Source organism: Pseudomonas sp. EL_65y_Pfl2_R96 (assembly GCF_963970905.1).
Taxonomy (GTDB): domain Bacteria; phylum Pseudomonadota; class Gammaproteobacteria; order Pseudomonadales; family Pseudomonadaceae; genus Aquipseudomonas.
In genome coordinates, this window is sequence record NZ_CAXAQH010000048.1 from 1 (window position 1) to 18,909 (window position 18,909).

16 protein-coding genes and 2 pseudogenes are annotated in these 18,909 nt (G+C 61.5%); 13 read left to right on the forward strand and 5 right to left on the reverse strand.

Annotation, left to right across the window (positions count from 1 at the left end):
* The 3 genes and pseudogenes from AACY49_RS28235 to cueR form a co-directional block, all read left to right on the forward strand.
* Positions 1-102, forward strand: a pseudogene (locus tag AACY49_RS28235) (IS110 family transposase); the annotation flags it as partial.
* Positions 103-300: 198 nt separating this feature from the next.
* On the forward strand, positions 301-2,694 hold the full coding sequence (locus AACY49_RS28240) for a heavy metal translocating P-type ATPase (protein WP_339527520.1): 2,394 nt from the start codon (positions 301-303) through the stop codon (positions 2,692-2,694).
* The gene (gene cueR, locus AACY49_RS28245; protein WP_258697702.1) at positions 2,691-3,104 is read left to right on the forward strand and encodes a Cu(I)-responsive transcriptional regulator; all 414 of its coding nucleotides are present in this window, start codon (positions 2,691-2,693) and stop codon (positions 3,102-3,104) included. Before AACY49_RS28240 ends, cueR begins: the two co-directional genes overlap by 4 nt.
* A gap of 164 nt (positions 3,105-3,268) precedes the next feature.
* Here cueR and AACY49_RS28250 read toward each other — a convergent pair whose 3' ends face one another.
* Positions 3,269-4,162: a PA4780 family RIO1-like protein kinase gene (locus AACY49_RS28250; protein ID WP_339527521.1), complete on the reverse strand. Its 894-nt coding sequence runs from the start codon at positions 4,160-4,162 to the stop codon at positions 3,269-3,271.
* Positions 4,163-4,606: 444 nt separating this feature from the next.
* Here AACY49_RS28250 and AACY49_RS32000 point away from each other — a divergent pair.
* Together AACY49_RS32000 and AACY49_RS32005 are read left to right on the forward strand one after the other, a co-directional pair.
* Positions 4,607-5,695: pseudogene (locus AACY49_RS32000) on the forward strand (cache domain-containing protein); the annotation flags it as partial.
* A 129-nt stretch (positions 5,696-5,824) separates the two neighbouring features.
* The gene (locus AACY49_RS32005) at positions 5,825-6,553 is read left to right on the forward strand and encodes a methyl-accepting chemotaxis protein (RefSeq protein ID WP_408980642.1); all 729 of its coding nucleotides are present in this window, start codon (positions 5,825-5,827) and stop codon (positions 6,551-6,553) included.
* 102 nt (positions 6,554-6,655) lie between these two features.
* Here AACY49_RS32005 and AACY49_RS28260 read toward each other — a convergent pair whose 3' ends face one another.
* Entirely contained in the window at positions 6,656-7,447 is a 792-nt protein-coding gene (locus AACY49_RS28260; RefSeq protein ID WP_258697705.1) for an AraC family transcriptional regulator, read from the reverse strand.
* Positions 7,448-7,531: 84 nt separating this feature from the next.
* Between AACY49_RS28260 and AACY49_RS28265 the strand changes: the two genes are divergently transcribed.
* Complete coding sequence (locus AACY49_RS28265; RefSeq protein ID WP_339527522.1) at positions 7,532-8,560, forward strand: bile acid:sodium symporter family protein; 1,029 nt, start codon at positions 7,532-7,534, stop codon at positions 8,558-8,560.
* On the opposite strand, the gene AACY49_RS28270 is transcribed toward AACY49_RS28265, so the two are convergent.
* The gene (locus AACY49_RS28270; protein ID WP_339527523.1) at positions 8,561-9,838 is read right to left on the reverse strand and encodes an acetyl-CoA C-acetyltransferase; all 1,278 of its coding nucleotides are present in this window, start codon (positions 9,836-9,838) and stop codon (positions 8,561-8,563) included.
* 266 nt (positions 9,839-10,104) lie between these two features.
* Between AACY49_RS28270 and AACY49_RS28275 the strand changes: the two genes are divergently transcribed.
* Both AACY49_RS28275 and AACY49_RS28280 read left to right on the forward strand, forming a co-directional pair.
* Positions 10,105-11,457 (forward strand): 3-oxoacyl-ACP reductase, encoded by a 1,353-nt coding sequence (locus AACY49_RS28275; protein WP_320392350.1) that lies wholly within the window; start codon positions 10,105-10,107, stop codon positions 11,455-11,457.
* 2 nt (positions 11,458-11,459) lie between these two features.
* Entirely contained in the window at positions 11,460-12,314 is an 855-nt protein-coding gene (locus AACY49_RS28280; RefSeq protein ID WP_339527524.1) for a MaoC family dehydratase, read from the forward strand.
* A 63-nt stretch (positions 12,315-12,377) separates the two neighbouring features.
* On the opposite strand, the gene AACY49_RS28285 is transcribed toward AACY49_RS28280, so the two are convergent.
* The gene (locus tag AACY49_RS28285; protein ID WP_258697710.1) at positions 12,378-12,788 is read right to left on the reverse strand and encodes a response regulator; all 411 of its coding nucleotides are present in this window, start codon (positions 12,786-12,788) and stop codon (positions 12,378-12,380) included.
* Positions 12,789-12,873: 85 nt separating this feature from the next.
* Positions 12,874-13,071, reverse strand: a complete 198-nt coding sequence (locus AACY49_RS28290) for a Flp family type IVb pilin (protein ID WP_339527525.1) — start codon at positions 13,069-13,071, stop codon at positions 12,874-12,876.
* A 324-nt stretch (positions 13,072-13,395) separates the two neighbouring features.
* On the opposite strand from AACY49_RS28290, the gene cpaB reads away from it, so the two are divergent.
* The 5 genes from cpaB (at position 13,396) to AACY49_RS28315 (ending at position 18,679) form a co-directional block, all read left to right on the forward strand.
* Entirely contained in the window at positions 13,396-14,325 is a 930-nt protein-coding gene (gene cpaB, locus AACY49_RS28295) for a Flp pilus assembly protein CpaB (protein WP_258697712.1), read from the forward strand.
* An 89-nt stretch (positions 14,326-14,414) separates the two neighbouring features.
* Positions 14,415-15,620, forward strand: a complete 1,206-nt coding sequence (locus tag AACY49_RS28300; protein ID WP_339527526.1) for an AAA family ATPase — start codon at positions 14,415-14,417, stop codon at positions 15,618-15,620.
* Positions 15,617-16,897 (forward strand): CpaF family protein, encoded by a 1,281-nt coding sequence (locus AACY49_RS28305; protein ID WP_258697714.1) that lies wholly within the window; start codon positions 15,617-15,619, stop codon positions 16,895-16,897. The genes AACY49_RS28300 and AACY49_RS28305 overlap by 4 nt, the downstream gene beginning before the upstream one ends.
* A 10-nt stretch (positions 16,898-16,907) precedes the next feature.
* Positions 16,908-17,792: a type II secretion system F family protein gene (locus AACY49_RS28310; RefSeq protein ID WP_339527527.1), complete on the forward strand. Its 885-nt coding sequence runs from the start codon at positions 16,908-16,910 to the stop codon at positions 17,790-17,792.
* Positions 17,789-18,679 carry a type II secretion system F family protein gene (locus AACY49_RS28315; protein WP_339527528.1) on the forward strand — a complete coding sequence of 297 codons (891 nt, stop codon included), beginning with the start codon at positions 17,789-17,791 and terminating at the stop codon, positions 18,677-18,679. The genes AACY49_RS28310 and AACY49_RS28315 overlap by 4 nt, the downstream gene beginning before the upstream one ends.
* The last annotated feature ends 230 nt before the right edge of the window (positions 18,680-18,909 follow it).

Genomic DNA, 18,909 nt, shown 5'->3' on the forward strand with positions numbered 1-18,909 from the left:
AAATGCGCAAAAGTAGCGCTCATTGCCTGTATGCGCGTGTTGCTGATACGGCTGAACGCCATGATCCGAGACCGAACGGAGTGGAAAGAACCCTTGGCCTAAACGGGTCGCGGTGTTCCTGTAGGGCGTCGCATGGCCTAAAGCTGTGGGAGTTCAGCTGTCTATCGATAGGCCTTCAAAATAAAAACCATCAAGACAGTTGCTCCCACATTTGGTCTGCGGCGACTTGTAGACTGGCGCTTGACCTTAACCGCATGGCAAGGTTGATCCTGTAGGCAATTTCTACAGGGAGCGTGACCGATGTCCGAATCCACCACCTTCGATCTGCCGATCGCCGGCATGACCTGCGCCAGTTGTGCCGGGCGTGTCGAGCGCGCCTTGAGCAAAGTCATCGGCGCCACGGCCGTCAGCGTCAACCTGGCCACCGAACAGGCCCGGGTTCAAGCGCCCAGTGACAGCCTGCCGGCCTTGATGGACGCGGTGCAACAGGCTGGTTATAGCGTGCCGCAGCAGAGCCTGGAATTGAACATCGACGGCATGACCTGCGCGTCCTGCGTCGGCCGCGTCGAACGGGCGCTGACCAAGGTGCCGGGGGTGAAGACTGTCAGCGTCAACCTGGCCAACGAACGTGCGCACCTCGAACTGCTCGGCCAGGTCGACCCGCAAACCTTGATCGGCGCCGTGACCAAGGCCGGTTACTCCGCCAGGGTCTGGGAAGTCGAACACCCGCAAGCCGATAATCAACCACAACGACTGCACCGCGAGCGCTGGGCCTTGCTCGCGGCCATCGCCCTCGCCTTGCCGCTGGTGTTGCCGATGCTGCTGCAACCTTTGGGCGTGCACTGGATGCTCCCGGCGTGGGAACAGTTCGCGTTGGCCACACCCGTGCAGTTCATCTTCGGCGCACGCTTCTATGTCGCGGCGTGGAAAGCCGTCCGCGCCGGCGCCGGCAACATGGATTTGCTGGTGGCCCTGGGCACCAGTGCCGGTTACGGCTTGAGCGTTTACGAATGGGCCACCGCCGTCGGCCGCCTGCCGCACCTGTATTTCGAAGCGTCGGCGGTGGTGATCGCCTTGGTGTTGCTGGGCAAATACCTGGAAAGCCGCGCCAAACGCCAGACCACCAGCGCCATTCGCGCCCTCGAAGCCTTGCGTCCGGAACGAGCCATTCAGGTAGTCGATGGCCGTGAGCTGGAGGTTGCCATCAGCGCTTTGCGCCTCAACGATCTGGTCATGGTCAAACCCGGCGAACGCTTCCCGGTGGATGGCGAGGTGATGGAAGGCCAAAGCCACGCCGATGAAGCCCTGATCAGCGGCGAAAGCCTGCCGGTCCCGAAACAACCGGGCGACAAAGTCACCGGGGGCGCCATCAATGGCGAAGGTCGTCTGCTGGTTCGCACCCTGGCGCTCGGCGCGGAAACCGTGCTGGCGCGGATCATCCGCCTGGTCGAAGACGCGCAGGCGGCAAAAGCGCCGATACAGAAACTGGTGGATAAAGTCAGCCAGGTGTTCGTGCCTGCGGTGCTGCTGATCGCGCTGGCGACTCTGGTCGGTTGGTGGTTGTACGGCGCGCCGCTGGAAACCGCGTTGATCAACGCCGTGGCGGTGTTGGTGATCGCTTGCCCTTGCGCACTCGGCTTGGCCACGCCGACGGCAATCATGGCGGGCACCGGTGTGGCTGCGCGCTACGGGATTCTGATCAAGGACGCCGAAGCCCTGGAGCGCGCCCACGAAGTCAGCGCGGTGGTGTTCGACAAAACCGGCACACTGACCTCCGGCACTCCGCGTATCGCGCATTTGAGCGCCATCGAGGGTGATGAAACCGCCTTGCTGCAAATGGCCGGCGCTCTGCAACGCGGCAGTGAGCATCCGCTGGCCAAGGCGGTGCTGGATGCCTGCGCCGAACGCGGCTTGACCGTGGCCGATGTCGGCGACAGTCAATCGCTGACCGGACGCGGCATTGCCGGCAGCCTCGATGGTCGACGGCTAGCCCTGGGCAATCGGCGTCTGCTGGAAGAAAGCGGCCTGAACGCCGGGCCATTGGCTGACTCCGCAACTGCCTGGGAAACCGAAGGCCGGACCCTGTCCTGGCTGATCGAACAAAGCCCCGAACCACGAGTGCTGGGCCTGTTCGCCTTCGGCGACACGCTCAAACCCGGCGCCTTGCAAACGGTGCAACAACTGAGTGCACGGAACATCAGCAGCCATCTGCTGACCGGCGATAACCGCGGCAGCGCCAAGGTCGTCGCCGAGGCGCTGGGCATCCGCGACGTGCACGCCGAAGTACTGCCGGCGGACAAGGCCGCCACCGTCGCCGAACTTAAAAAGACCGGCGTGGTGGCGATGGTCGGCGACGGCATCAACGACGCGCCGGCCCTTGCCGCGGCAGACATCGGCATCGCCATGGGTGGCGGCACCGACGTCGCCATGCACGCCGCCGGCATCACTCTGATGCGCGGCGACCCACGGCTGGTACCGGCTGCGCTGGAGATCAGCCGCAAGACCTACGCGAAGATTCGCCAAAACCTGTTCTGGGCCTTCGTCTATAACCTGATCGGCCTGCCACTGGCGGCATTCGGCTTCCTCAACCCGGTGCTGGCCGGCGCGGCCATGGCGTTGTCGAGCGTCAGCGTGGTCAGCAATGCGTTACTGTTGAAAACTTGGAAACCCAAAGACCTGGAGGACAACCGATGAACATTGGCCAAGCGGCCCGGCAGAGCGGTCTGAGCGCGAAGATGATCCGCTATTACGAGTCCATCGGCCTGCTCAAGGCGGCCCTTCGTACCGACAGTGGCTACCGGGTCTATGGCGACGACGACCTGCACACCCTGGCGTTCATCAAGCGTTCTCGGGATTTGGGGTTCTCGCTGGAGGAGGTCGGCAAACTGCTGACCCTCTGGCAGGATCGCCAGCGGGCCAGTGCCGATGTGAAGGCGCTGGCCCGTCAGCACATCGACGAGCTGAACCAGAAGATTCGCGAACTCGGCCAACTGCGCGACACCCTGCAAGACCTGGTGGAACACTGCCATGGCGACCACCGCCCGGACTGCCCGATCCTCAAGGAACTGGCGTCGGGCTGCTGCGCCGAACCCGCCCTTTCCTGAGCGCGCGCCCTTCACCGGGGAATGGTGTGAACACGGTTTCACTTACACCAATAATCTAGTGTGGGGGCGGGCTTGCTCGCACACATTGGATCTTCGCCAAATTCTGGCTTTCGGTGACCGTATGAACGAAAAACCCGGCCGAAGCCGGGTTTTGGGTCAACCGTTCACTGCATCCACGGTGGAGGCGGTTCTTCGGTCTTGCTCGGTGGCGCATCGTCCGCCGCCCGAACCGCTTGGCGACGCTCTTCATCGAGACGGGCCGCCTCGATCTCGCGCATGATCCCGCCCACGTCCGCCAGCTCTTCCGGCTCGTCGAACTCGCCAGTCAAGGCACTGGCCGGGTGCAAGGTGCCGGCTTCGTACAACGCCCACATTTCCTTGGCGTACTTGGTGCGTTTCAACTCCGGCGCAAAGCGACCGAAGTACGACGCCATGTTGCCCACGTCCCGCTCCAGCATGCTGAACGCGTGGTTGTTGCCCGCCGCGTCCACCGCTTGCGGCAAATCGATGATGACCGGACCGGTCGGCGTCAGCAGCACGTTGAACTCGGACAGGTCACCGTGCACCAGACCGGTACACAGCATCAGCACGATTTGCGAAATCAGAAACCCGTGATATTCGCGCGCCTGGTCCGGTTCCAGCACCACGTCGTTCAGACGCGGCGCGGCATCGCCGTACTCGTCGGCCACCAGCTCCATCAGCAGCACGCCTTCGAGGAAGTCATACGGCTTGGGCACCCGCACACCGGCACTGGCCAGACGGAACAGCGCCGCCACTTCGGCGTTCTGCCAGGCGTCTTCGGTTTCCTTGCGGCCAAACTTGGAGCCCTTGGCCATCGCGCGAGCCTGCCGGCTGTTGCGCACCTTACGGCCTTCCTGATACTCGGCCGCCTGACGGAAACTGCGTTTGTTCGCCTCCTTGTAGACCTTGGCACAACGCAGCTCGTTGCCGCAGCGCACCACATAAACAGCTGCTTCTTTACCACTCATGAGTGGGCGCAGCACCTCGTCGACCAGACCGTCCTCGATCAGGGGTTCAATGCGTTTGGGAGTCTTCATCAGCTTTTATTGTGGGTCCTTTATTACCAAACACGCGAAAGTCATTCGTTATACGGCAATCCTCTCATTCGGGGGAGGGGTTGCCGACCTATGAACATTCTGTTGATCATCGAGAAGCACACAATGTGCCGGATTAATCAGGCAATACTCATCGACCGCCCGGGATCATAACTGAGCCTGCGCTACTTGTTGACGAAGGGATACAAGGGCATTTGCGACAGAATCTAACCCCGATCCCCGGCCTTCGCAGGATTTTTCTCAACAGGCCTCAATTTCCCCGCGCTTCAGCCGAAGTTACTAGGGAGGAAAGGAATCGTCCGACAATCGTCCCGATTACCATCATGAGGGCGCACTCACGGAACCGGGTGAATCAAACGTTTCGGCTGCCAATAATCCGCGAGTCATCTGCACTGCGTGGACCTACAAGAAAAAACTGGAGCGCGGATGAACATCAAACAAAAGCTGACCTGGGCGTTTGCAATCATCGCCTGCTTGCCCGTGGTGCTGGTCGCCACCCTCGTTGTGCTGAACTTGCGCAGCGATGCCAAGGATGACTTCGTCGACGGCAGTGGTCGCGAGATTCGTCAGGTCAGCAATGCCATGCAACTGTTCTTCGACGGCATCAGCCAGAACGTCGATTACCTGGCCACCCAACCGCTGATCAAGAACTCCGACGACAGCCTCAAGACCTACATGAGCGCCAACGCCGAGAGCATTCCCCAAGGCGAGATGGACAAAAAAGTCTTCGCCCTCCTCCAGGACCTGGGCAACAGCCACCCGGCCTACGCCTATGCCATCCTCGGCACCGCGGCGGGCGGTTACGTGTCCTGGCCGGACGATGCGAAGCTGAGCAATTACGATCCGCGCCAGCGCCCGTGGTACAAAGCGGCCCAGGCCAAACCGGGCAAGCCGCTTCGCACCGAGGCCTATTACTGGGCGCAGGATGACGCGACGTACGTCAGCACCGTGCGCACCATCGATAACAAACTGGGCACCAACGGCGGCGTCGTCAGCATCGACGTGACGCTCAAGCAGCTCACCGAAATCGTCAAACAGATCAAACTCGGCGAAACCGGCTACCTGATGCTGGTGGAAAACACCGGCGCGGTGCTGGTCGATCCGAAGCAACCGGAACACAACTTCAAAACTCTGAGCAGCCTCGGCGACGGCTACGCGCAACTCGCCAAGGCCGGTAAAGGGCTGGTGGAAGTCGAGCTCAATGGCGAGCGCTACATGGCCAACGTCTGGCCGTCGGAGCAACTGGGCTGGACCTTTATCGGCCTGATCAAGCAGACCGACGTGATGAGTTCGGCCACTCAACTGACCTGGCTGATCGCAATCATCGCAGCGGTATTGGCGGTGTTCTTCGCCATCGTCGGCGCCAGTTTCGCCAGCCTGATCGTGCGGCCGATTCGCAGCGTGGCCAGCGGTCTGGAAGGCATCGCCCAGGGTGAAGGCGACCTGACCAAAAACCTGCACATCCGTGGCAGTGACGAAACCGCACAACTGGCCAACTGGTTCAACCAGTTTCTGGCGGCGATTCGCAACCTGATCCAGAGCATCGGCGGCGCCGCGACCAAGATCCTCGCCACCTCCCAGAGCTCGACGCAAGTGTCCAGCGACATGGCCGAAGCCGCCGGGCGTCAGCGTGAAGCGGTGGACATGGTGTCCACGGCATTCCACGAAATGGTCGCCACCGCCAACGAAGTCGCGCGCTCTTGCAGCCAGGCTGCCGAGTCGGCCGACAGCGGTCAGCGCCAGGCGCGTGAAGGTCAGCAGCAGATCGATGCCGCGGTGAGCAGTGTCGATCGCTTGAGCCAGGAAATCGAACAGTCGGCGCAGTCGATGCAACAGCTTGAGCGCGATAGCAACGACATTCAGTCGATCCTCGGGACCATTCGTTCCATCGCCGAACAGACCAACCTGCTGGCACTGAACGCCGCCATCGAAGCGGCCCGGGCCGGTGAACAGGGTCGTGGTTTTGCGGTGGTGGCGGATGAAGTTCGCGCCCTGGCCAAACGGACTGCCGATTCCACGGCGGAAATCGACGGCCTGCTGGGCAACCTGGCCAAGCGCACCAGCCAGGTGACGCAGCAGATGCATGCGAGCCTGGAGGTGTCTCAGCAATCAGTGACCCGCATCGGCGAGGCGCGCAACAGCTTCGGGCAGATTCGTGAGTCGGTGGATGTGATTCGCGACATGAACACTCAAATCGCCACGGCGGCTGAGGAACAGCATCAGGTGGCCGAAGACATCAATCGCCACATCAGCCAGATTCATGGCGATGCGCAGTTGGTGGCGGAGCTGGCGAACTCGGCGCGCCTGGATTCTCAGAGCCTGGCGGGTTTGTCGAATGAGCTGGACGGGTTGGTTCGACGGTTCAGAACCTGATCCAATATCCCGGTGGCCGCTTCGCGGCCAATCGCGAGCAGGCTCGCTCCCACAAGGACAGCGCAAAACCCTGTGGGAGCGAGCCTGCTCGCGATGAGGCCGTCACTGCCTAAACAATTCGCCGGGGGTAAATCCGAACAGCCCCTTGAACGCCGCAATAAACGCCGACGTCGAGTCATACCCGCAAGACAGCGCGGCATTGGTCACGCTGTCGCCCTCTTCCAGCAAACTCAATGACGACAGCAGCCGCATGCGCTGCCGCCAACCGCGAAAGCTCAGCCCGGTCTCGCGCTGAAACAGCCGCATCAGGGTTTTCTCCGACGTGCCCAAACGCTCGGCCCATTCCTGCAAGGTCACCGTGCGCTCGGGGCTTTCGATCAGCTCGTTGCACAAGCTCAGCAAACGCTCATGCCGGGGCAGCGGCAGGGAAAACCCCACCTCCGGCAGACTCGCCAACTGATCCAGCAGCACACCCACCAATCGCGCCTCCTGGCTGTCGCCCTGTGGATATTCCACGGGAAGCAGGCAAAAGCGCTTGATCAACTCCCGCGCCAATGGCGTGACTTCCAGCACCCGGCAACGCCCGTCCGCCCATTGGCAGTCCTCGCGACGTACGTACAGGCTGCGCATTTCGGCCCGCATCGAGGTCACGACCTGGTGCTCGAGATCCGCCGGAATCCAGATGCCCCACTGCGGCGGCGCAAAGAAACTGCCCTCGGCGGTGTGCACGCCGAGAACGCCGCTGATGGCGTAGGAGAACTGCACCCAATCGTGACGATGTGGCGGCGTCCACGAACCGGCGTTCAGACTTTCCGCCCGCGCATACAACGGGCGCGGCAACACCGTCAGCGCCGGGATGGTCCGCTCGAGGGAAAGTTGTCCGTTAGTCGGCATTGATTGGCCTTATGTCGCAAGACGGCTGATGGGGCCGACGTTAGGCTAAGTCATCAATTCTTACAAATGTATTCGGTGCCGGTTATGCATGCCTTCAAACACCTCAAACGCGTGGTCACCGACTGGTTCTTGTGCGGCATGCTGATCGCCACGCTGCTGGCGTATGCCTTCCCGACCTTTGGCGCCACCGGTGGCGGAATGCACGCCGAATGGGCAATCAACATCGGCGTGTTTCTGGTGTTCTTCCTGCACGGGGTCAACCTCTCCAGCGAGCAGATCCGCCACGGGCTGAAAAACTGGAAGCTGCACGTGATGGTTCAAACCTTCACCTTCGCGGTGTTTCCGTTGATCTGGCTGCTGAGCGACAAGCTGCTGGGCTCACACATTCCATCACTGCTGATGCTCGGTTTCCTCTACCTCTGCGCCCTGCCCTCGACCATTTCCTCCTCCGTGGCCCTGACCGGCAGCGCGGGCGGCAACGTACCGGCGGCGATTCTCAACGCGAGTCTGTCCAGCGTGCTGGGGATTTTTTTGACACCGTTGCTGGTGAGTTTCGTGGTCGGCAGCGGCGCGGGTGGTATTGACCTGGGTTCAACCCTGCTCGACCTGTGCGCGATGTTGCTGTTGCCGCTGGTGCTCGGGCAATTGCTGCGGCCGTTGCTGGGCAAGTTTTTCGCTCGGCACAAACGCTACACCAACATTGCCGACAAACTGGTGATCCTGCTGCTGGTGTACTCGGCGTTCTGCAACTCGATGGTGTCGGGGATGTGGCAGAAACAAGGCAACAGCGTGATTCTCACTGCGCTGATGGGTAGTGCGATGTTGCTGGCGATCATTCTGTGGATGACCACCCGCACCGCCCGCGCGCTGAGGTTCAGTCCCGCCGATGAGATTGCCGCGGTGTTCTGCGCCAGCAAGAAATCCCTGGCGGCCGGCGCGCCGATGGCGGCGCTGATCTTCGGCGCCAACCCCGGCCTTGGGTTGATCCTGCTGCCGATCATGATCTATCACCCGTTGCAGTTGATCGTCTGCTCGGTGATGGCCGAGGGTTACGCCAACCACCACCGGGAACTGGCCGCGCAGCACAACGCGGCGGTGCCCAATCCTCAATAATCAGCGCTCGATAATCGCCGTCACGCCCTGACCGCCGGCAGCGCAGATCGAGATCAACCCTCGGCCCTTGCCCGCGGCGTCGAGCAGCTTCGCCAGGTTGGCGACGATGCGCGCACCGGTGGCGGCAAACGGATGCCCGGCGGCCAGTGAACTGCCCTTGACGTTCAAGCGGCTGCGGTCGATGGAGCCCAGCGGTGCGTCGAGGCCGAGGCGGGTTTTGCAGTACTCCGGATCTTCCCAGGCCTTCAACGTGCACAGCACCTGCGCGGCGAATGCTTCGTGGATTTCGTAGTAATCGAAATCCTGCAAGGTCAGGCCATTGCGCGCCAGTAAACGCGGCACCGCATAGACCGGCGCCATCAGCAGCCCTTCGGCACCCTTGACGAAATCCACCGCCGCCGCTTCGCCGTCACGCCAATAGGCAAGAATCGGCAAACCGCGCTCTTTCGCCCATTCCTCACTGCCCAACAGCACCACCGACGCGCCATCGGTGAGTGGCGTGGAGTTGCCTGCGGTCAGGGTGCCCTTGGCACTTTTCTCGAAGGCCGGTTTGAGTGAGGCAAGTTTTTCCAGGGTCAGCTCCGGGCGCAGGTTGTTGTCCCGGGTCAGGCCGAGGAACGGCGTCATCAGATCGTTGTGCCAGCCTTCGGCGTAGGACGCAGCGAGTTTCTGATGGCTTTCAAGGGTCAGCCGATCCTGCTCGTCACGGGGGATGCTCCAGGTCTGGGCCATCATTTCACAGTGTTCACCCATCGACCGGTGGGTGCGCGGCTCGCCGATGCTTGGAAAGTCGGGCATCAAGTGTCGGGGACGCAGTTGCAGGAAGGTTTTCAGTTTGTCGGCGGTGCTTTTGGTGCGGTTGGCCTGCAAGAGGATCTTGCGCAGGCCTTCGTTGACGCCGATCGGCACGTCAGAAGCTGTGTCGACACCGCCGGCAATGCCACATTCGATCTGGCCCAGGGCGATTTTGTTCGCCACCAACAACGTCGCCTCCAGCCCCGTGCCACAGGCTTGCTGGATGTCGTAGGCCGGCGTCGTCGGCGACAACCGCGAGCCCAGCACGCATTCTCGGGTCAGGCCGTAATCGCGCAAATACTTGAGCAACGCCCCGGCCGCCACTTCGCCCATGCGCACACCGTGCAGGTTATAGCGCTCGATCAGGCCTTCCAGCGCTGCGGTGAACATCGCCTGGTTACTGGCAGTGGCGTACGGCCCGTTGGACCGGGCAAAGGGGATACGGTTACCACCGATAATCGCGACGCGGCGCAGCTGAGTCATGAAAAAGCTCTCCTTCCTGATATTCAATTGTGAATACATATCCCTGTGGGAGCGGGCTTGCCCGCGAAGGGGCCGGCTCATTCAACATCTCTGCTGACTGACACACCGCTATCGCGGGCAAGCCCGCTGCCACAGGTTCTGCACTCCCCGAAAGTCCCGTTACAAACTAACCTGCAATGATCAAGCGTAGGCCTTATCTCGTGGACCGAGCGACTAATTGCCATTCGTGGTCCACACTTTCAACCCCGGCTACTGGAGCGTAATCCATGTCTGATCGCTATATCGACTTCGCCAATTCGTCCATCGGCCATCGCGTGGTCGGTGCCCTGGGTCTGCCGTCGCCGGTACGACTGGAACGCTGGCAAGCAGGCCGGCTGCGGCCTATCGAGGGTGCCCTGTTGATTGGCGGTGGCCCATTGGCGGAAAAAGTCAGCACTCTCGCCAACCGCCTGACCGACACGATTTACAGCTACGGCACCGACCCTACCCTGGCCACCGCGTGGATTCCCGGCCACGGCCAGAAACTCAAAGCCGTGGTGTACGACGCCAGTGATCTGGTGCAGGTCGATCAGTTGAAACAGCTGCGCGAGTTCTTCCAGCCGCTGATGAAAAACCTCGATCACCATGCGCACCTGGTGATTCTTGGCCGGGCGCCAGAGACCTTGAGCGACCCGTTTGCCGCCAGCACCCAGCGAGCCCTGGAAGGTTTCAGCCGTTCGCTGGCCAAGGAACTGCGCAGCGGCGGCACCTTGCAGCTGATCTATGTCGGCGAAGGGGCCGAAGATCAACTGGAAGGCCCATTGCGGTTTTTCCTCTCACCCAAAAGCGCGTTCATTTCCGGGCAAGTCATACGCTTGAAGGCGTGTGAGGCGCAGGTGATGGACTGGACTCGCCCCTTGTCAGGGCGCAAGGCACTGGTGACGGGCGCGGCTCGCGGCATCGGCGCCTCGATCGCCGAAACCCTGGCCCGCGACGGTGCCGAGGTGATCCTGCTCGACGTGGCGCCGGCCAAAACCGATCTCGACGCCCTGGCCGCACGCCTCGGCGGGCGCGGCATCACTCTGGACATCTGTGCCGAAGACGCCGCCACGCAACTGATCGAACACTTGCCGGACGGCGTCGACATCGTGGTCCATAACGCGGGCATCACCCGAGATAAAACCCTGGCCAACATGACCCCGGAATTCTGGGACGCGGTTCTGGCGGTCAACCTCAACGCGCCGCAAGTATTGACCAAGGCTTTGCTCGACAGCGGCACCTTGCGCGACAACGGCCGAGTGATCCTGCTGGCGTCCATCAGCGGCATCGCCGGCAATCGCGGGCAAACCAACTACGCCGCGAGCAAGGCCGGGTTGATCGGCCTGGCCCAGGCCTGGGCGCCGCTGCTGAGTGAGCGTGGCATCAGCATCAATGCGGTGGCGCCCGGGTTTATCGAAACCCAAATGACCGCGCACCTGCCCTTCGGCGTACGCGAAGCCGGGCGGCGCTTGAGTTCGTTGGGCCAGGGCGGGCTGCCGCAAGACGTCGCCGAAGCCGTGGCCTGGCTCGCGCAACCGGGCACCGGAGCGTTTAGCGGGCAAGCGCTGCGCGTGTGCGGGCAAAGCGTTTTGGGAGCCTGACCATGACCACCGACTGGCACACACTCGATAGCGAACCGGGCCTGCAAAAGCTGTATGTGAAGGCGGCGACGCGACGCAAAATCACTGGCGCCACACTGCCCGACCTGGGTTATCACTGCTGGGTCAACGTCGATCCGAAACGCCTGGAGGCTTATCGCAAGGTCTGTGGTTTCGCCGACAACGGCCTGCTGCCACCAACGTATCCACACATCCTGGCGTTTGCCTTGCAGATGCAATTGCTCACGGCCAAGGCGTTTCCGTTCCCACTGCTGGGGCTGATTCACTTGAGCAATCGCATCCGCATCTTGCGCCCCATGGGCGGCGTGCACCGAGTGCGGGTCAGCGTGAAAGTGCAGAACCTGAAACCTCATGCCAAGGGGGCGACGTTCGACTTGGTGACGACACTCGACGATCAGTTGGGGCCGCTGTGGGAGGCTGAAAGCCAGATGCTCTGCCGCGGCGTCAAGCTGGAAGGCGAACCCGTCGAGCAAGCATTTGCATCGACGCTGTCGCTGACCGAGGTGGCCCACTGGAAAGCACCGGCGGACATTGGCCGCCGATATGCCAAGGCGTCCGGAGACTACAACCCGATCCACCTGAGCGCGATCAGCGCGAGACTCTTCGGTTTTCCCAGCGCCATCGCCCATGGCCTGTGGAACAAGGCGCGTACGCTGGCAGCCCTGAGCGATCATTTGCCGACGGCCAACGTCGAGATTGCGGTGCAGTTCAGAAAACCGGTGCGCTTGCCCGGCGAAGTGACGCTGATGTCCAGCGCGGCGGGGGCCAGCGGGGATTTTCAGTTGATGGGTGCCGGGGAGATTGAGCACATGGTGGGACAGTGGCGGCCTGTTGCCTGATTGTCGGCACTGGTCGGCTGTCAGACCGCCAAAATCAAAAGATCTTTTAATTTTGACCGTAAATCAGAAACCCACCAAATCCCGAGGCTGCGGAAACAAATTATTCAACGTCTCCAACAACCGCACGTGATAAATCGGCTTGCGAAACAAATCCAGTACCTGCAACCGCAACATATCACTCACATCCTCCATATCCGCATGCCCCGACGTCACAATCACCGGCAAATGCTGACGAGCCGTATGCTCACGCAGACGCTTGATCAACGACATGCCACTCTCCTCCGGCATGCGCAAATCAGTAATCACCAAGGCAATGTCAGGATGACAAGTCAAATGATGCAGGGCGAGTTTGACCGAAGTTGCCGTAAAACAAGTAAACCCCTCGCCCTCCAGCAACTCCGCCAGTTCCAGTAACGCATCCTCCTCATCATCGACCAGAAGAAGCTGTTGGCGTTGGAGCGCTGGAGCGTTCATGGAGTAACACCTGCAATGGACTAAGCCTTGACGTTAGAAGCCCTTTGCGGGATTGGCAAATGACGGCCCATGACCAGCCTTCAAATCAAAGCGCGGCTGAAATCGTAGTGAACATCGCAGTGACCGCCGTGGAGATGGGTGTCACAAACGCAGCAAGCGTGAGTGCCACCATGCCCGCAATAATTGCGTACTCGATCCCCGAAGCCCCTTCAGTGTCTTTGGCCAAGTCTTTGTAAAAAACGATTTCGGATTTGATCTTCTGAACAACTTTAGTGAAGGACATGACGTGTCTCCTATGACAAAGGATGTTGCACAATCGCAACATGATTCCCCTATGCCAGCCTCAGCATTGTCGGCAAACCCACTACCAACAACTGTAAGAACCTATTAATACTTAAGTAGTAACCGGTTAATTGACGTCACAAAACAGCGTTTTTGGCCATAGCCCGTTACTTTTGTCAGTTAATTCCCGCCCCGTAATGGCGTTTTGCTCTACCTGCGCTACCGTCAAATAGCGAAATAGTTCCAGCTTCATAGCTGCCTGATTGCGAAGTCATCTCGTTAGAACTCTTGGGGAGCGTTACGCAGCAGCAAAGGGGGAGCCGTCATGAACAGCCGCGTCACTATGGGCCTGGCCGGTCTGTTTCTGGTAGGCGCCATCATCGCCGGTTACTGGGGGCTGGCGCTGAGTCGCCAACAGCCCCCCGAATCCGTCGCGCAACCCGGCGCGTCATCGGCGCCACTACTGGCGTCGATGGACGACCCGACCCGCCAGCCCGTGGTTGTGTTACTGCGCGATATCGCGCCGTTCGAGCAGATCACCGCCGCCGACGTGGCCCTGGAAAAACTCCGTACAGCCCCGGTCGGCAGCCTGACCCGACTCGATCAAGCCGTTGGCCGTACGCCTTGGCGCGCCCTCACTGCCGGCAGTTGGCTCAACGATGAAAGTTTCGAAGCCGGCGGTGTGCTGGCGCGGATGATTCGCGCCGATGAGCGCGCCCTCGCCGTGGCGGCGGATGACGTGATCAATGTCGGCGGTCAACTGAGCCCCGGCGACTATGTCGACGTCCTGCTGTTTCTGCGCATGGACACCAACAACGTCCAGCAGTCGGCCCAGGTCGTGGTCCCGGCGTTGCGGGTGCTCGGTGTCGGCGATCAGCTGGGGCTGATGAACGATGGCCAGCCTGCCAACCCGGCACGCAGTCACGAAGAGAAACTCAAGCAGGAACAACTGCGCGCCAGCGCTCGCACCGTTTTACTCGCCGTTCCCGAACCCCTCCTCAGTCGCCTGATGCTCGCGGCGCAGGTCGGGGTTTTGCGCCTGGCCGTGCGCAGCGCCGAGGAAAAACGTCTGAGCCATTACTGGGCCGGTCACCGCGATTCACAGGCGAGCCTGGCCAATGCCAACCGCGAACTGGTGCAGTTCAGTCAACTGGCCCTGGCCGGCACTCCCAAATCCCCCGCCCCCGGTGGCGCACCGCGCAAGCCTGGCGTGGAAGTCATCCGCGGCAATGAAGTCACCCAACAAACGCCCTGAATCGAGCGAGGACGCTTCTCCATGCGCAGACGTTTCACGCAGTACTTCCTCGAAAGCGGCTACGTCGATAAACACGGCGGATTATCGCAATGAGCCAGAGCCAAAACCTGAGTCAGACCTTCCTCGCGATCACCCGCAACAGCACCGACTTTGAGTGGCTGCAGGGTGCGCTCGCCCCTTTGGGCCGTGTGATCAGCGCCGGTGGCGGCAACCTCGACGAACTCCTGATGCTGGTGGACGTGACCTTTGCCAACCTGGTGTTCGTGGGCCTGGACCGTGAGCATGTGGTGGCCCAGTGCACGTTGATCGAGGGTGCCCTGGAAGCCAAACCGATGCTGGCAATCGTTGCCTTGGGCGATGGCATGGACAACCAGCTCGTGCTCAATGCCATGCGTGCCGGCGCGCGGGATTTCGTCTCTTACGGCTCGCGTTCCAGTGAAGTCGCCGGCCTGGTGCGACGCCTGAGCAAACGCCTGCCGACCGTGGCGCCGAACCTGCAACAGGGTCAACAGGGTAGCCTCACCGTGCTTTACGGCGCGCAGACCAATGCCGACGGAGCGTTGCTCGCCAACCACCTGGCACACGTGGTGCAGAAGAGCGGCCAGCAAACCCTGTTGCTGGATCTGGGGCTACCCCGTGGCGACAGTCTGGCCTTGCTGGGGCTGGAGAGTTCGTTTCATTTCGGCGATGCGTTGCGCCATCTCAGGCGCCTCGATGCAACGCTGATCGACAGCGCCTTCACCACCTGTGATGCCGGGCTGCGAATCCTTGCCTACGCCAGTAACGACGAACCGCTGGAGCACACCAGTGCCGCCGAGCTGTACATGCTGCTCAGCGCCTTGCGTCAACATTTCCAGCACATCGTGGTGAACCTCACCGGCCAGTCGGACAGCGAAGCGTTGCGTACCTTCATCAGCCATTGCGACAAGTTGCTGTGGTACACCGATCAGAACGTGCTGGACTGCCGACGCAACCTGGCGGTGCTCAACCAATGGCGCGAAAAAGGCCTGAAGCTCGACCACGCCAGGCTGCTGGTGGACCGCTACCTGCGCAGCGTTGCGCCAGACTCCGACACCTTGAGCAAAAGCTTCGACATGGACCTTATCGCGGTCCTTGCCTATAGCCCGGAAGTGCGGCTCAACGCCAAGAATCAGGGCATGAGCCTGTTCGAGCTGGCCCCACGCGAGGGCCTGACCCAAAGCCTGCGCACCCTCGGCGAACGACTGGCCAAGCGCTCCGAAGATCCGGACAAACCCAAGGCCGGCTGGTTCGACCGATTGAGGGGCGTGCAATGAGCGGGGAAAAACTCTTCGGCGCCCCCCCGCACGGGCCGGCCGGCAATACCGATCACGAAGGTCTGAAACTGGTGCTGCACCGCTACATCATCGACGCCATCGAAGAGTCCGGAAAAAACCTGCTGGAAGGTTCGCGGCCAATGCTGTCGCAGTTCGTCATCGACAAAGTCGGCGAGTACATCGCCCGTTTGCACCTGGCGATTTCCCGGTACGAGATGGAGCGGCTGGCCGAAGAAATCGTCGACGAACTCACCGGTTTCGGCCCGCTGGAGGTGCTGCTGCGTGACTCGGCGGTGACCGAGATCCTGGTCAACGGCCCGCACCGGGTGTTCGTCGAGCGTGAAGGTGTGTTGCACCTGAGTGACCTGCGGTTCATCGACGACCACCACGTCGAGCGGGTGATGCAACGAATTCTCGCGCCCCTGGGCCGACGGCTCGACGAGTCGTCACCGATGGTCGATGCGCGCCTGCCCGATGGCAGCCGGGTCAACGCGATCATTCCGCCGATTGCCCTCGACGGCCCGTGCCTGTCGATTCGAAAATTTCGCAAGGACATGCTCAAAAGCTCCGACCTGATGGCGATGCAAACCATCGACCAGGCGATCCTCGAGTTCATTCAGGAGGCCGTGGGCAAGCGTTGCAACATCCTTGTCAGCGGCGGTACCGGCACCGGCAAGACCACGCTGCTGAACATTCTCAGCCAGTTGATCGCCCCTCACGAACGGCTGGTCACCATCGAAGACGTCGCCGAACTGCAACTCGGCCATCCTCACGTGGTGCGCCTGGAAACCCGGCCACCCAATGCCGAAGGCCACGGCGAAGTGAAAGCCAGCGATCTGATTCGCAACGCGCTGCGGATGCGCCCGGACCGGATCATCCTCGGCGAGATTCGCGGCGTCGAAGTCGTCGACGTGCTCACGGCAATGAACACCGGGCACGACGGCTCCATGAGCACCGTGCACGCCAACAACGCCCAGGATGCGCTATTGCGCCTGGAAACCCTGGTGGGCCTGACCGGACGGGTCATCGCCGAACGCACGCTGCGGCAAATGATCTGCGCGGCACTGGACGTGGTGATTCAACTGACGCGCCTGCCCGATGGCCGCCGTTGCGTCAGTGAGGTGGTGGAGGTCGTCGGTATTCGTGATGACGTCTATGTGACCAATACGCTGTTCCGCTTCGACCGACGCACCGGGTTCGGTTTTCTGCGCGAGGCGGTCAACCCCGCTGGCGACAAACTGCGCCATGAGTCGGCGCTCTCTCCCTCCTCGTACTGAAGGTCACGGCATGCTCAAACCGGTGCTGCTCATCCTGACTTGCCTGACGCTGCTGGGCGTGTCGATCCGTTTGTTCTACAACGGTCTGCGCCAGACCGGCATCGATCGAACCCTCGCTCGCCTGACCCAGGGGCAACCGCAACTGACGGTGGTGAAATCATCCCGGGCTGGGCTGGAACGCGCCTTTCTACGCGCCGGCCTCGGTCGTCCCACCGAGCGCATCGGGTCGTGGCTGCTGCTCTGGGCCCTTGGCGTCCTGCTGGGGCTTGCCCTCGCCGGCTGGATCGGTTTGCTGGTGTTGTCGCTGATGCCCCCCCTGGTACTGCGGCTGTACATCAGTTGGTGCTATCAGCGCCGGCTCAAGCGCATGATCGAACAGCTGCCAGCGCTGCTCGATTACACCGTGCGCAGCCTGAAGTCCGGACGCACCCTGGCCGATGCGGTGCTGGGTGCCATCGACACCACCGAAGATCCGCTGAAAAACGCCATGGGCCGGGTTCAACGCAACGTGCACTTGGGCGTCAGCCTGCCGGATGCCGTCCAGGACTTTGCCGAACTGTATGAAAAAGACGAGTTTCGCTTGTTCGCGCTGGGCCTGAAGGTCAATCACCGCTACGGCGGCAATGCCAGTGAGCTGTTTGAGAACCTGATCAAGATGGTCCGCGAACGAGACCAGGCGGCGCGCCAACTGCGTGCCATGACGGGCGAGACCCGCGTCACGGCCGTGGTCCTGGGACTGATGCCGGTCGGGCTCGCCGGTTACTTCCTGCTGTCCAATCCGAAATACCTGCTCGCCATGTGGAACAGCAGCTCGGGGCAAATGATGCTCGCGACCGCGTTCGGCCTGCAGGTGGTGGGTTGCCTGGCGCTGTGGCGCATGTTGCGTAGCATATGAAAACGCTTCTGCTGGTCAGCGCATTGCTTTTCCTTGCGGCCGCGGTGTTGCTGCTCAGTGGTCTGCTGGACCAACGCCGGCGTGCCCGTCAGGTGGCCCAACGACTGGATGGCAAACCGCTGAGCGACCATCGCGTCAGTCACTGGCTGCAAAGGCTGGGCGACAGCCGCATCGGCCAGCGCTCGGTCAAACTGGACAACGAAACCCAGACACTGCTCAACCGCCTCGGCTGGCGCAGCGCCCGACAACGCTCGCTGTTCGCCGCCTGCCAGATCGGCACACCGGTGCTTGCACTGGCCCTGAGCTTGTTGATCCAGGGCCTGTTCTTTGCGCAGGCGGACAACCATTGGATCACCCCGGCCTTCGCCACCGCCCTCGGCTACCTGCTGCCCAAACGCTTGCTGGCCGCCGCCGCGCATCAACGGCAAAAGCAACTGGCGATCGAGATTTCAACCTTCATTCCACTGCTGCGCATCCTGTTCGAATCCGGCATGGCGGTGGAGCAGTCACTGCGAGTGTTGAGCGTCGAAGGCAAACAATTATTACCGGCCCTGACCCACGAGCTGCGCCTGGTACTGGCCCGGGTAGATTCCGGCCTGGAACTGGGCGAAGAACTGAACAAGACCACCCGGTTGCTGGCGGTGGACGAGTTCACCGACACCTGCGTGATCCTTCAGCAGTTGATCCACCAGGGCAGCGGCGCCATGAAATCACTGCTGGGGCTCAAGCTGCTGCTCGATGATCGGCGCCTGACACGCTTGCAGGAATACATCTCCAAGATGTCCGCCAAAATGTCCGTGGTGATGATGTTGTTCCTGTTCCCGGCGTTGCTGATCGTGCTGGCCGGACCCAGCTTCACCGCTTTGGCCCGGGCCTTTGCTCATTGAAAGATCAACGGCGATCCCGTAGGAGCGAGCGGTGCGGCGATCCGACTTGCCCGCGAAGGCGACCTGACAGCCAACCAATCCCACGCAGATGCACACGGTTCAACTGTGGGAGATTCTATGGTTGAGGGGAAGCCCTCAACCGGCTTTTGGTTGGTATTCGCTCTGCCCTTTCAGCAGAGCGAATACGATCCGAGCAAGCTTGCGAGCCAGTATCACCAGCGCCTGAGTGG